Raw genomic sequence first — 13498 nt, 5'->3', positions numbered from 1 at the left:
TGTGGACAACTCGCCCGACCAGCACTTTTCCACCCTCGACCCCGGTAAACTGGACTCGGGGTCGCCCCCCTGGGACGGGCGGGGGGCTGGGGTAGGGCCGGAAGCGGTGCGGTTCAGCCTTGGCGCAGGGTGGTGACCATGGCTTCGACGGCGATTCGCGGTTTCACGTTCAGGTCGATGGCGTCGCGGCATTCCAGGACGGCTTCGAGGCGGCGCAGGATCGAGTCCGGCGCCCAGGCGGAGGCGGCCTGCGAGATTTCCGAGGCGTGGTCCGGATGGTTCAGCGTCGCGCCCGCGCCGCTCGCGGTCACGAGAACGTCCCGGTAGAACGCGGCGAGGTCCACCAGCGCGAGATCGAGGGTGTCTCGCTGGGTCCGGGTCGCGCGTGACTTCTGGCGTTTCTCGAGTTGCTTCACCGCGGCTTCGGCGGCTCGTTTCGCGCCCGAGACGCCCTTTCCGATGCCGTCGCCGCCCATCGCGGTGCGGAGTTCGGAGCGCTCGGCCTCGTCGCGGACCTTGCTTTCCTCGCCCGCGTCGGCCTCGGCCGCGCTGATCAGCTGATCCGCGCAGGTGAACACATCGGACGGACGCCGCAGGCCGAGCGGGATCCGCAGCACCGTGGCCCGCCGCTGCCGGGCGGCCTCGTCGGTGGCGAGCCGCCTCGCGCGGCCGACGTGTCCACTCGAGACGGACGCGGCCCACTGCGCGCGTTCGGGATCGATGCCGTCCCGTTCCACGAGCACCTGCGCGATCGCCTCGGCGGGCGGAGTCCGCAGGGTGACCAGACGGCAGCGCGAGCGGATCGTCACCGAGACGTCGTCCGGGTGATCGGACGGCGCGCACAGCAGGAACACCGTGCGGTCCGGCGGCTCCTCGACGGCCTTCAGCAGCGCGTTCGACGCACCTTCGGTCAGCCTGTCGGCGTCTTCGATGATCACCACCTGCCACCGCCCGGTGGTCGGACGGCGAGCGGCGGACTGGACCAGCGAACGCATTTCGGCGACGGAGATCGAAAGACCTTCCGGCGCGACGAGCTTGACGTCGGCGTGCGTGCCCGCCAGCACGGTGCGGCAGCCGGGGCAGGCCCCGCAGCCGGTGCCGGTGCTGCACTGCAACGCCGCCGCGAACACCCTGGCGGCGGTCGAGCGACCCGAACCCGGCGGACCGGTCACCAGCCACGCGTGGGTCATCGCCCCCGGCGCGACAGGCTGGTTCTCGATGATCCGCGCGGCCGCCGCCGACGCCGTGGAAAGCGTGCGCGCGCCGGGCTCCTGGCCGACGAGCTGCTTCCAGACACCGATCAGCACCGGGGCTTCCGTCATCTGACCTCGACCTTTTCCTCCGCCGGGGCGAGTCCGGCGAGCCTGCCGACGAGCACCGCGCGAATCGCGGTGCGGACCCGGTCACTCACTTCGTCTTCGGTGCCTTCCGCGTCGACCACCACGTACCGGTCCGGGTCGGCGGCGGCCATTTCCGTGAGCAGATGCTGCACCCGCCACTGCGCGTCCAGCGACTCCGACTTCCGCATCACCGTGCCGGGATCGGCGTCGAGCAGGACGGTGATGTCGGGCCGCAACCTGCCGGTCGCCCAGTCGGCGAGCCCTTCGAGTTCCTGGCTGTCCAGCCCGGCGACCGCGGACAGATGCGCCAGCGGCGAGTCCACGAACCGTTCCATCACCACGACGGAACCGGCGTCGAGCGCGGGCTGGATGTCCCGTTCCACGATGTCCGCCCGCACCGCGGCGGCGGCGAGCGCCTGCGCCCGCGCACCGGTCAGCGAAGCGCCGGAGAGCAGCTTCGCGAGCCGCTGGTCGTCCAGCGCCGGGTCGGCCGCCAGCACGACCGGGCGCGTGCCCGCGCGCAGCCATTCGGCCAGCCGCTCGGCCTGGGTCTCGGTGTTGATCGCCCGCGTGCCTTCGAGCGCGATCAGCAGCCCGTTGACGCGGCGAGGGCTGCGGCGCAGGGCGTTGCGGAGATCGGCGAGGATCGGCTCGGCGCGCCTGTCGTCCATCTGCCGGTACGCGAAGATCCCGGCGAGCAGCGCGAGGACACCGCCGCCGATCATCACCGGCCGCGTGCCGTCGATCGAGATCGTGCCGCCCCACAGGCTGATCTCGGTCGTCTGGACCGCGCTGATCAGCACCGGCACCAGGATCGTCGAGCCGAACAGCACGATCTTCATCAGCGACTGGTAGATCGCGTTGATCCGGCCGCGGATGGAGTCCTCGATCCGCGAACCGATGATCGTGACACCGGTCAGGAACGCCGTCCCCGCCCAGACACCGACCGCGGCGACGGCCACCAGCGAAACCGCTAGATGCGGCGACAGCGCGACGACGACGAGACACAGGCCCGCGGCGATGATCGAGATCCCGAACAGCCGGTCGTGCGCGAGCCGCCGGGCCAGCTTCGGGGCCACGGCCATCCCCGTGGCGAGCCCGAGGAAGACGGCGAGCACGAGGAGGTTGAACGCCGCGTCACCGGCCAGCAGGCTGGACGAGTACGGCTTGGCCGAACCGATCACCGCGCCACCGGCGGCGAAAGCGCCGAACGCGCCGATCATCAGCCCGCGCACCAAGGGCGTCGTCCGCACGAAACGGGCGCCGTCGGAGATCATCTGGCGGAAGCCGAATTTCTCCTCGTCTGCGGCCTTGACCTTGGGTTTCTCGACCGAGTGGACGTTGCGCAGCGAAAGCTCGGGGATCCTGGTCGCGATCACGATCGCGCTGGTCAGGTACAGCAGGCCGGTGATGACGACGGCGACCTTCGCGATGCCGAGCTGCGCGTCGCCCTGGAAGAAGTGGAACGTGGTGTTGCTGCCGGTGAGCACGGCGTTCGCCCCGGCCGCGGTGATCACCGCGAGGCCGTAGGTCATCACCATGCCGAGCTGGTTGGCCGTCTCGACCTGGTCCGGGCGGCGCAGCAGGTTCGGCACCGCCGCGTCCTTCGACGGGATCCACATCATCGCGCAGCAGCCGACCAGGAAGTTGCCGACGAACACCCACCACGGCGTGCCGACGAACGCGATCGACAGCAGGAACCCGCACCGGCCGAGGTCGCAGAGCACCATCACCTTGCGCCGGTCGAACCGGTCGGCGAGCAGCCCGCCGAGCGGGGCGAACAGCAGGCCGGGCAGCAGCGACGTCAGCACGACACCGACGAACGCGAAGTTCTGCGCGGCGTAGTTGTCGGTCAGCTTGGTGACCAGACCGGTCAGCGTCAGCAGGTTCAGCCAGTCCGCGACGCTGCACAGGTACGAGACACCCCAGATCCGGCGGAACGGCTTGATCGCCAGCACCCGCCGCACGCGGTGCATGGTGGAAGTGTCACGGCCCGCCGAACCATCCGTGCCCGCTTCGGGCACCGACTGCACGCCCTCGCTGATACGCCCACCCCACTAGTCACCGCGACGCCGGGCGCGACCCGGGTCAACGCCGAGTCCCCCGACCGTATGGCCAGGGTATCCCGATGGGTGACGTGCGGGCGGACGGCCCCGTCCGGCGCTACCGCCGGACGGGTTACCCGAAGATCCCCGCGATGCTGTTAAACAGGCTGGCCAGCAGCTGGATGGCGAGGACCGCGAAGACGATCAAAAGCGCGATCGCGATCATCACACCGGTGGTGTTCGACGACGGCTTGCCGAGCCTCGGAAGCTGCCGGGAACGCTTGGCACGCCGTATTTCGAACTCGGCCTCTTCGTCGACCTCGACCGGCTCTTCCTGCTTCAAACGACGGGGTTGGCGAAGCAGCTGAGGCGGCCTCGAGGGCCACGTGCGCTGTTGGGGCAGGATCCCGATCGGAGCAGGGCCTTGCTCACCGACCGTGCTGACGATCTTTCCCGGCGGCAGGCCGGCGGAATGCTCGGCGCCGTGGCCGTCGGCGGGCTGGTCGTCCGCGAGCATGGCCGCGTTGACCATCCTGCTCACGACTTCGGGGTCGTGCTGGACCGGTCCCGGCACCTGTACGCGGACGTCGTCGGACTCCGCCGACGAGTTCGCTTGTGCCGACGTGCCCGTCGTGACCAGCCCGGACAATGGGTCGGCGAATGTGTCGCCCGGAGGATCTGCCTGAGTGCCATCGCCTTTCACGACGTCCGGGGCATCGAAGAAGGGAGTTCCGCCCTTCCCGCTCATGGTGACCACCTCACTACGGAATGTCCTCTGCTTCCAGGGTAACCACCTCGGCCCGGCGCACATCCGCCCAATGGGCCAGATAAATATCACGCGCAGCGAGGCTGATCTTCACATCCTCCAGCAATGGCTCGAAGAAAGAACGCCGGTACCGGGCATCTGTCGCGGTTGATGCGGCGAAGTACAAACCGGAGAAAACCGCAAGGAAAAAGGAGACATTGATCAGTGCGGAACTCACCGGAAGGGGGACACCCAGCAGTGTTCCGGGCGCCGACTCCCGGCCGGCGAACTCCGTGACGACCTCCGGCTGGAGGATCAGCACCCCGAACACGATGAAGAAGGCGAACACCAGCACGCCGAACGCCACGATCTGCACCGCCTGGGCGAAGAACAGCACCAGGGCGAGGTTCAGCCGCTCCATCTTGGACAGCGCACGCCGTCCCGGCGGTGTCGTGCCGTTGTCGTCGAACGGCGTGCCGCGCAGGACCGCCGCCCCTGGCTCCACGGTCCAGGACTTCAGCTCCTTCATCTCGTCGGACAGCATCGACGCCAGGAACACCGCGCCGATCAGGACGAGGAAGCCAGCCACCAGCCACAACCGCCCCGGGGTGAGCCGTTCCACGGCCTGCCACAGCTCCGCGGTGAAGAAGCTGAACATCACCACCAGCAGAAGCAGCGGCAACGCCCGCGACGCCAGCGAGCCGATCGCCCTGACCTGCGCGACAGCGCTCCGCGCCGCCCAGGTCAGGATCGAGCCGACACCGATCCGCACCAGCAGCATCAGCACGGCCAGCGCGGCGAGGTTGACGAGCACGGCGGCCCACAGCGGGTCTTCCCACGACACCAGCCCGGCGACCCGCTCGCCGAGCGGCAGCACCAGCACCCAGAGGCCGATCGTCGCCACCATGACGGCCAACCGGACCCGGGTGCGCCGCAGCGTCCGGAGCAGCTTCGCCATCGAACGGCCGCCGACCAGCGGCACCACGACCACGGCGAACGTCAGCGCCAGCACGCCGAGGACGTAGGCGAGACCGGTCTCGCGCATCCGGGCCTCGAGCACGTCCTCGGGAACGTCGAGCAGCCGCACCAGCCCGGCCAGCAGCAGGTCGAGCAGGCACAGGAACATCAGGCCCGGGGTCGAGCGGCGCAGCATGCCCGCCCCTCGCCTGCGCCGGTGGATGACCATCGGCAGCCCTCGCCGCCGGAACCACGCGTCAGCCGCCCGCCGGTCCAGGTCCATGCCGCCCTCCCCCTCGTTCATCGCCCAAGACGGCTACGTCCGGCTCAAGTCCACCGCCTCGTGCAGCCAGCCCGCCAGTGCGCGGCGGTCCATTCCACCGAACATCAGCCACCCTTCGGAAGGGGCGGCGTACAACACGAACCTCCCCAGATCGTTGTCGACGATCACGAAGCCGTAGTCCGGGTACTCGGCGTTCAACCCGCCGAAGGCGACCAGATCGAGGATCGCCGTCCCGGTCCGCGGCCGGTTCAGCGTGTCCCCGACCAGGCCGACCTCCTCGTCCTGACCGGCCAGCGGCACGCCGTGCTCGTCGATCCGGATGCGCATCGGGGCCACTTCACCGGCCGGGACGTGCGGGAGCCCGCCGAAGACCCGCGCGCCCAGCTCGCCGAAGTCGCTCAGGCTGAACGTGGTCCGCCGCCCGGACCGCATCCGCCAGACCGCCGCCTGATGCCCGTCGCCGTAGCAGTCGACCCGCACCGCGCGGGGCTCGGACGCGAAGACGCCGGTGAGGACGCCTCGCACCGAACCTCGCAGCATCACGCCGTGCATCTGGACCGCGGCGGGATGGATCTCGCCGTTCTCCATCAGCCCGGCCTCTTCGAGCATCGCCGCCTTGGCCGCGTACCGCTCGGCCTGGGTGACGAGATCCGCGGGCTCGTCGTAGGACGGGCACAGGCGGCGGATCTCGTCGTCGGTGATCTCCGGGTCGTAGCCCAGGTACACGCTCCGTCGCTCGGGCACCGCGCGCAGCACCGGCTCGGCGGCGCGCTTCATCAGTTCCTTCACCGTCGCCGGTTCACGCATGGTTCTGCACCGCCTTCACGATCCACTGTTCGGCCATCGACCGGGTGGCCGGACCCCAGGTGAGCGTCCAGCGGCCGTCGGCGTCCATCGCCGCGCTGAACTGGTACCGGCCGAGGTCGTTGTCCACCAGGCCGAACGCGCCGTGCGGGTACTCGGCGAGGATGGAGTTCCGCACCGCGAGATCGACGAGGACCGTGCCGTGCCTCGGCCGCGAAGCGCCCGCGCGGATCACCTCGACGGCCTCTCGTGCCCGCAGCGGGATCAGCCCGCCCGCGTCCGTCTCGATGCGCACGGTCTCGCCGGGACCCGGCGGATGGTCGGGCAGCCCGTCGAACACCCAGCCCGGCAGCGCGCTGAGGAAACCGGACCGCAGCCGCGCTCGCCTGCCGAGCTTGTTCAGCACCGTGGTGTAGTCCTCGTCGCCGAAGAACCGGACCTCCCACGGCTCCGCGCGCGACGGGAAGACCCCGGTCACCACGCCGCGGATGAACCCGCCGCGCAGCGCGCGATACAGCCCGACGGCCTCGGGCGTGACCTCACCACCGGGGGCCAGCCCGATCGTCGCCATCCCGCTCACGAACCGGGTGTACTGCTCCACCTCCTCGGCCAGGGTGAGCCCTGGAGTCGGCTCCTCGTCGGCCAGCACCGGCGGCACGGCGAGTTCGGGATCGTAGAACTCCATCACCGAGGGACGCTCCGGAACCTCGGCTGCCAGCGGGGCGATGACCTCGTCGATGACGTCGAAGACAGCGGTCGTTGAAGTGCTCACCTGACCATTGAACACCCTGGTACCGACAATTTTTAGAACTTTTGTTCGAACGGGTGAGGTCGGTCGGTGAGCGGTCGGCGAACGGTCCCGAGGCGGTGTTCGGCGATCGGCTAAAGCCGGTCGCGGCGTCGTGTCAGGGAGGCTGTCTCGGCGGTGTTGCCCGCCAGATCGATGGCCTTGTCGTAGGCCTCGCGCGCTTCCCCGCCGCGGCCCAGCCGACGCAGCAGGTCGGCGCGGGTGGCGTGATAGGCGTGATAACCGGCCAGCCTGTCCCCGAGGCGGCCGACGGCCGCCAGCGCCACTTCCGGGCCGTCGAGCTCGGCGACCGCGATGGCCCGGTTGAGGGCGATGGCGGGTGAGGGATCGAGGCGGACGAGCTGGTCGTAGAGGGCGAGGACCTGCGACCAGTCGGTGTCGCGCATGTCGCGGGCGGAGGTGTGCACGGCGTTGATCGCGGCGAGGATCTGGTAGCGCCCCGGGGCCACCCCGGCGGCGGCCGCGGCGAGGCGTTCGCGCACCAGCCGGTGGCCCTCGGCGATCAGCGCCGTGTCCCAGACGCCGCGGTCCTGCTCGTCGAGGGCGATCAGTTCGCCGCCGTCCGAGACCCGGGCGGAGCGGCGGGCCTCGGTGAGGAGCATCAGCGCCAGCAGCCCGGCCACCTCGCCGTCGTCCGGCAGGAGGGCCCGGATCAGGCGGGTGAGCCGGATGGCCTCGGCGGTCAGGTCGTGCCGCAGCGGATCGGTGCCGGAGCCGGTGGCCAGGTAGCCCTCGTTGAACACGAGGAAGAGGGCGGTGAGCACGCTGGAGACGCGGGCCGGGAGATCCTCGGCGGACGGCACGCGATAGGGGATGCGGGCCGCCTTGATCTTGGCCTTGGCGCGGGTGATCCGCTGCCCCATGGCGCTCTCGGCCACCAGGAAGGCGCGGGCGATCTCGGGCACGGTCAGCCCGCCGACCAGGCGCAGCGTCAACGCCACGCGGGCGTCCATCGCCAGCGCCGGGTGGCAGCAGGTGAAGATCAGCCGGAGCCGGTCGTCGTCGATGGCGCCGGGAGGCTCGGGCGGGTCGTCGTCGTAGGTCATCCGGGCCTCCTTCTGCTTGTCGTCGCGTTTGTTCTCGCGCCGGATCCGGTCGATGGCCTTGCGGTTGGCGGTGGTGGTCAGCCAGGCGCCGGGGTTCGGGGGCACGCCGTCGGCGGGCCACCGCTCGACGGCGGTCGCGAACGCCTCGGCCGCCGCCTCCTCGGCGATGTCGAGGTCGCCGAAGCGCCTGGTCAGGGCGGCCACCACCCGTGCCCACTCGCCGTGGTGGGCCTGGGTGATCGCCTCGTCGACGTCGCTCACCGGAACGGCCGCACCTCGATCTTCCGATCGCAGATCTTCGACGCCTCGGTGGCGAGCTTGAGCGCCACGTCCAGATCGGCGGCCTCCCACACCCAGACGCCCGCGAGGTACTCCTTCGACTCCACGAACGGCCCGTCGGTGAGCAACGCCTGCTCGCCCCGGTTGTCGATGACCGTCGCCGAGTCGGTGTCGGCGAGTCCGCCCGCGAAGACCCAGTGGCCCTCGGCGATCAGCCGTTCGTTGAACGCGCTGATGGCGGGCTCCCGGTCCGTGCTGCCGGGGTTGCTCTTGTCGTCGATCACGGAAACCAGGTACTGCATTCCGGGGATCACCTCCTGTGGTGTCGGGACAGTGCGCTTCAGGCAGTTGCATACCGCGGACGCCCGGCGGGCCGGTAGACCTGGATCGTCACGCCCTTCGAGTCGGTTCGCGACTCGGTCAGGTCGAGCGCGAGATCCGGGCCGTTCTCCGGGAACAGGCGCGTGCCCTGGCCGAGGATCACCGGGACCACGATCAAGGTCAGCTCGTCGACCAGCTCGTGCTCCAGCAGCCACCGGATCAGGGTGCCGCTGCCGTGCACCTGCAGCTCACCGCCCGGCTTGGCCTTCAGGTCCGCGATGGCGTTCGCGAGGTCGCCGGACAGGAGGGTGGTGCCCGACCACGCCGGCTCGGTGAGCGTGGTCGACGCCACGTACTTCGGCCGCGCGTTCAACGCCCGCAGGACAGGCTCCCAGCCAGGGATGTCCTGGGCCGTCATGGTTCCCCACGAGCCGGCGAACAGCTCGTAGGTCCGGCGGCCGAACAGGAACGCGTCGGCGCGCTCGTAGGTCCGGTTGATGAACGCCACGGTCTCGGCGTCACCCTTCCCCCTTGCCCATCCGCCGCGCTCGAAACCGTTCCTGCGGTCCTCGTCCGACGCACCGCCGTTTCCCTGCGTGACTCCGTCGAGGGTGATCTGGGTGATGGTCGTCAGCTTCATGAGCGGTTCCTTCGCCTCGGCGCCGCCCCTCGCGGGCGGCCTCACCCCTGCTACGAACGCCCCCGCCCCGATCCGACACCTCCTCCCGGATTTCTTCGGAGAACTTTTCGGGGGACATGAGAACGGCCCGTCTCCTGCTCATCGCAGGAAACGGGCCGTTCGTGGTGACCTGGGCGCGCTACTTCGTCTTCGTGGCTGTCGAGCGCGCAGCGGGCTTCTTGGCCGCAGTCGTCTTCGCCGCCGTCGACTTGGTCGCGGTGGTCTTCTTGGCCGCGGTCGTCTTGGCGGCCGCGGGCTTCCGCGCCGGAGCCTTGCGCTTGGGCGCGGGGCCCTTCGCACGCTTCTCCGCCAGCAGTTCGGCACCGCGTTCGGCGGTCAGCTCCTCGATGCTGTCCGACTTCCGCAGCGTCGCGTTGTACTCGCCGTCGGTCACGTACGGACCGAAGCGGCCGTCCTTGACCACCATCGGCTTACCCGACACCGGGTCGTCGCCCAGTTCCTTGAGCGGCGGCTTCGCGGTCGCGGACCGGCCACGCTGCTTCGGCTCCGAGTAGATCTTCAGGGCCTCTTCGAGCGTGACCGAGAACAGCTGGTCCTCGGTGGTGAGCGAACGCGAGTCCGTGCCCTTTTTCAGGTACGGCCCGTAGCGCCCGTTCTGCGCGGTGATCTCGTCGCCGGATTCCGGGTCCTTGCCGACCACACGCGGAAGCGAAAGCAGCTTCAGCGCGTCTTCGAGGTTCATCGTCTCGATCGACATGGACTTGAACAGCGAACCCGTACGCGGCTTCGGCTGCTTCGCCTTCGCGGCCTTCTTCTGCGCGGCTGTCGCGCCTTCGGGCAGCGGCTCCGGCTCGGGCAGGAGCTCGGTGACGTACGGGCCGAAGCGGCCTTCCTTCGCCACGATCTCGTGTCCGCTGACCGGATCCTTGCCGAGGACACGGCCTTCCTGCGGAGTCGCGAACAGCTTCTCGGCGAGCTCCAGGGTCAGCTCGTCCGGCGGCAGGTCCTCGGGCAGGTTCGCCCGCTGCGACGTGCCGTCGACCTCGCGCTCGAGGTACGGGCCGTAGCGGCCGACGCGCACGACGACGGTGTGGCCCTCGGGGTCGCTGAACAGCGGGATCGAGTTGATCTCGCGGGCGTCGATGTCCTCGACGCCGGAACCGACCAGCTTCTTCAGCCCGCCGAGGCGGCCGACGGAACCGTCGACGCCCATGTCGCCGCCGAAGTAGAACTTCGACAGCCACTGCGTGCGGTGCTCGTCACCGGCGGCGATGCGGTCGAGTTCGTCCTCCATGCCGGCGGTGAAGTCGTAGTCGACCAGCCGCTCGAAGTGCCGCTCCATCAGGCCGATCACGGCGAAGGCGACCCAGGAGGGCACCAGCGCGGAACCCTTCTTCCACACGTAGCCGCGGTCCTGGATGGTCTTGATGATCGACGCGTACGTCGACGGGCGGCCGATGCCCAGCTCTTCCATCTTGCTGACCAGGCTCGGCTCCGAGTACCGCGCCGGCGGCGACGTGGTGTGCCCGTCCGGGCTCAGTTCGGTCGCGGTCAGCGCCTGGTCCTTGACCAGCTGCGGGAGACGGCTCTGCTTGTCGTCCGCCTCACCACCGCTCTCGGTGTCGACGGCCTCGACGTACGCCTTGAGGAACCCGGCGAAGGTGATCGTGCGACCCGAAGAGGCGAAGGTGACCTCTTCGCCGCTGGTGGCGGTGCCGACGATGCGCACCGACATCGTGGTGCCCTTCGCGTCCGCCATCTGCGACGCGATCGTGCGCTGCCAGATCATCTCGTAGAGGCGGTACTCGTCGGTGTCCAGATCCTTCGCGACCTGGCCCGGCGTGCGGAAGACCTCGCCCGAGGGACGGATCGCCTCGTGGGCTTCCTGCGCGTTCTTCACCTTGCGCGTGTACTGGCGCGGCGACGGCGAGACGTATTCCTTGCCGTACAGCTGCGTCGCCTGGCTGCGCGCCGCCGAGATCGCCGACTCCGACAGCGTCGTGGAGTCGGTACGCATATAAGTGATGTAACCGTTCTCGTACAGCTTCTGCGCGATCCGCATGGTGCGCTCGGAGGTGAACCGCAGCTTGCGGCCCGCCTCCTGCTGCAGGGTCGAGGTCATGAAGGGCGCGTACGGCTTCCGCGTGTACGGCTTCTCTTCGACGCTCGCGACCTTGAAGTCACGGTTCTTCAGTCCCTCGGCCAGCCGGACCGCGTCGGCCTCGGCCAGCACGCGGATCTCGGTGTTCGAGGAGGTGCCGGTCTTGAGCTGCCCGTCCGAGCCGAAGTCACGGCCGGTGGCCAGGCGCGCGCCGTCGACGGCGATCATCCGGGCCGGGAAGTTCCGCGGCGACGCCTCGGCGCCCGCGTCCATCGTCGCGGAGATGTCCCAGTAAGACGCCGAGGTGAAGCGCATGCGCTCGCGCTCCCGCTCGACCACGATCCGGGTCGCCACGGACTGCACGCGGCCCGCCGAAAGCTTCGGCATGACCTTCTTCCACAGCACGGGTGAGACCTCGTAGCCGTAGAGCCGGTCCAGGATGCGGCGGGTCTCCTGCGCGTCGACCAGGTCGCCGTCGAGTTCACGGGTGCTGTCGGCCGCGGCGCGGATCGCCTGCTCGGTGACCTCGTGGAAGACCATCCGGCGGACCGGGACCTTCGGCTTGAGGGTCTCCAGCAGATGCCACGCGATGGCTTCGCCCTCGCGGTCGGGGTCCGTCGCGAGGTAGAGCTCGTCGACGTCCTTCAACAGGCTCTTCAGCTCGGTGACCTTGGACTTCTTGTCCGGCGTGACGACGTACAGCGCCTTGAAGTCGTTGTCGACGTCGACACCCAGCCGCGCCCACGACTCACCCTTGTACTGGGCGGGCACGTCGGCCGCGCCGCGGGGAAGGTCGCGGATGTGCCCGACGGAGGACTCCACGACGTAGTTGACGCCGAGGTACGGGGCGATCTTGCGGGCCTTGGTCGGCGACTCGACGATCACCAGCCGACGACGGCCCGCGCCGTCGTCCGACGCCGCGGTCTTCTTCGTCCGTGCTCCTGCCACGCTGTCCTGCTCTCCGCTCATCTTCGGCGCCTTCGCGCCGCCTCTCGACCCGTCAGTGTGCACGCTCGCACCGCCCGGACCACGTCTAGGTGGCACAACACGCCGCCGATCGTGTGTCCAGCGCATCGCCGCTGACCTCGCCGATGTTTCCTTTCAACACCTAGCACGTGATGTCGGACACGTCCGCCTGGGGTACCGCGTGACGGGGTGAACACCCTCCGTTCGACGGTGGTGTCTCCCCCTCCGCCAACGCTTCACTTGATACCCACGCCGACCCGAAAGGACTCCACGTGACCCGACGACTCCTCGGCACACTGTTCGCCATGCTGACCGCATCCGCCCTGGTCGGAACCGCCCCGGCGGAAGCGGCGACGACCACTTTCGCCGGAACCGTGGCGCTGTCGAATTGCTCCGGGTCGGTGGTCAAACCGCCCGCGGCGAGCCTCGACGACCCCGCCCTCGTCATGTCCAACGGGCACTGCCTCCAAGAAGGTTTCCCAGACCCAGGAGAAGTAGTCGTCAACCAGCCTTCGTCACGGACCTTCAGCCTGCTGTCCAAGGACGGGCGTTCGTCCCTGGGCACGCTCAAGGCGAAGAAACTGCTTTACGCGACGATGACCGACACGGATGTGTCGCTCTACCAGCTCAACACCAGCTACGCCAAGATCCAGGCGACCTACGGTATCGCCCCGCTGACCCTCTCGCCGACCCGTCCGTCGGCGGGCGTCGCGATGGACGTGGTCTCGGGGTACTGGAAGAAGATCTACTCCTGCAACATCGACGGCTTCGTCCACGAGCTGCGCGAGGCGAACTGGGTCTGGAAGGACTCGATCAGGTACACCCCGGCGTGCAAGACGATCGGCGGGACCTCGGGGTCGCCGATCATCGAGACCTCGACGGGCAAGGTCGTCGGCGTCAACAACACCGGCAACGAAAGCGGTCAGCGATGCACGATGAACAACCCGTGCGAGGTCGACGCCGCGGGGAACGTCACCGTGCGGAAGGGCATCAACTACGGGGAGCAGACCTACCAGCTGACCTCCTGCCTTTCGCGTAGTGAGCTGGATCTGTCGAACCCGAACTGCAAGGCGCCCAAGCCCTGATGTCTCGCTCCTGAAGTGCAATGAAAGTCCCCTTCATTGCAAATTTTGCAATGAAGGGGACTTTCATTGCACTTGGTG

General features: G+C 69.1%; 11 protein-coding genes. 1 reads left to right on the top strand and 10 read right to left on the bottom strand.

The genetic code is table 11. The annotated features are described in order from the left end of the window. Positions 1 to 113: 113 nt before the first annotated feature. The 10 genes from ACLJRM_RS10770 to topA form a co-directional block, all read right to left on the bottom strand. Positions 114 to 1322, bottom strand: coding sequence for a DNA polymerase III subunit delta' (locus ACLJRM_RS10770; protein WP_410662935.1), 1209 nt, complete (start codon positions 1320 to 1322; stop codon positions 114 to 116). After that, positions 1319 to 3373 (bottom strand): bifunctional MFS transporter/dTMP kinase, encoded by a 2055-nt coding sequence (locus tag ACLJRM_RS10765; RefSeq protein ID WP_101611097.1) that lies wholly within the window; start codon positions 3371 to 3373, stop codon positions 1319 to 1321. Before ACLJRM_RS10765 ends, ACLJRM_RS10770 begins: the two co-directional genes overlap by 4 nt. Positions 3374 to 3518: 145 nt before the next feature. Continuing rightward, complete coding sequence (locus ACLJRM_RS10760; protein WP_410662934.1) at positions 3519 to 4034, bottom strand: hypothetical protein; 516 nt, start codon at positions 4032 to 4034, stop codon at positions 3519 to 3521. A gap of 112 nt (positions 4035 to 4146) precedes the next feature. Beyond that, complete coding sequence (locus ACLJRM_RS10755) at positions 4147 to 5391, bottom strand: hypothetical protein (RefSeq protein ID WP_410662933.1); 1245 nt, start codon at positions 5389 to 5391, stop codon at positions 4147 to 4149. Positions 5392 to 5403: 12 nt separating this feature from the next. After that, positions 5404 to 6177 carry an ESX secretion-associated protein EspG gene (locus ACLJRM_RS10750; RefSeq protein ID WP_410662932.1) on the bottom strand — a complete coding sequence of 258 codons (774 nt, stop codon included), beginning with the start codon at positions 6175 to 6177 and terminating at the stop codon, positions 5404 to 5406. Further along, on the bottom strand, positions 6170 to 6961 hold the full coding sequence (locus ACLJRM_RS10745; protein ID WP_101611100.1) for an ESX secretion-associated protein EspG: 792 nt from the start codon (positions 6959 to 6961) through the stop codon (positions 6170 to 6172). The genes ACLJRM_RS10750 and ACLJRM_RS10745 overlap by 8 nt, the downstream gene beginning before the upstream one ends. Before the next feature lie 95 nt (positions 6962 to 7056). Further along, positions 7057 to 8289: an RNA polymerase sigma factor gene (locus tag ACLJRM_RS10740; protein WP_410662931.1), complete on the bottom strand. Its 1233-nt coding sequence runs from the start codon at positions 8287 to 8289 to the stop codon at positions 7057 to 7059. Next, positions 8286 to 8609, bottom strand: coding sequence for a YciI family protein (locus ACLJRM_RS10735; protein WP_410662930.1), 324 nt, complete (start codon positions 8607 to 8609; stop codon positions 8286 to 8288). Before ACLJRM_RS10735 ends, ACLJRM_RS10740 begins: the two co-directional genes overlap by 4 nt. A gap of 38 nt (positions 8610 to 8647) precedes the next feature. Further along, entirely contained in the window at positions 8648 to 9268 is a 621-nt protein-coding gene (locus tag ACLJRM_RS10730) for a dihydrofolate reductase family protein (RefSeq protein ID WP_410662929.1), read from the bottom strand. A 178-nt stretch (positions 9269 to 9446) separates the two neighbouring features. Next, positions 9447 to 12338, bottom strand: coding sequence for a type I DNA topoisomerase (gene topA, locus ACLJRM_RS10725; protein ID WP_174720475.1), 2892 nt, complete (start codon positions 12336 to 12338; stop codon positions 9447 to 9449). A 269-nt stretch (positions 12339 to 12607) separates the two neighbouring features. On the opposite strand from topA, the gene ACLJRM_RS10720 reads away from it, so the two are divergent. Then, positions 12608 to 13420 (top strand): serine protease, encoded by an 813-nt coding sequence (locus tag ACLJRM_RS10720; RefSeq protein WP_101611101.1) that lies wholly within the window; start codon positions 12608 to 12610, stop codon positions 13418 to 13420. Positions 13421 to 13498 lie beyond the last annotated feature (78 nt).

The organism is Amycolatopsis sp. lyj-84 (assembly GCF_046549075.1).
Lineage (GTDB): Bacteria > Actinomycetota > Actinomycetes > Mycobacteriales > Pseudonocardiaceae > Amycolatopsis.
Note: the sequence above shows the minus strand (reverse complement) of the source record. Positions and strands in the feature narration are given on the sequence as shown.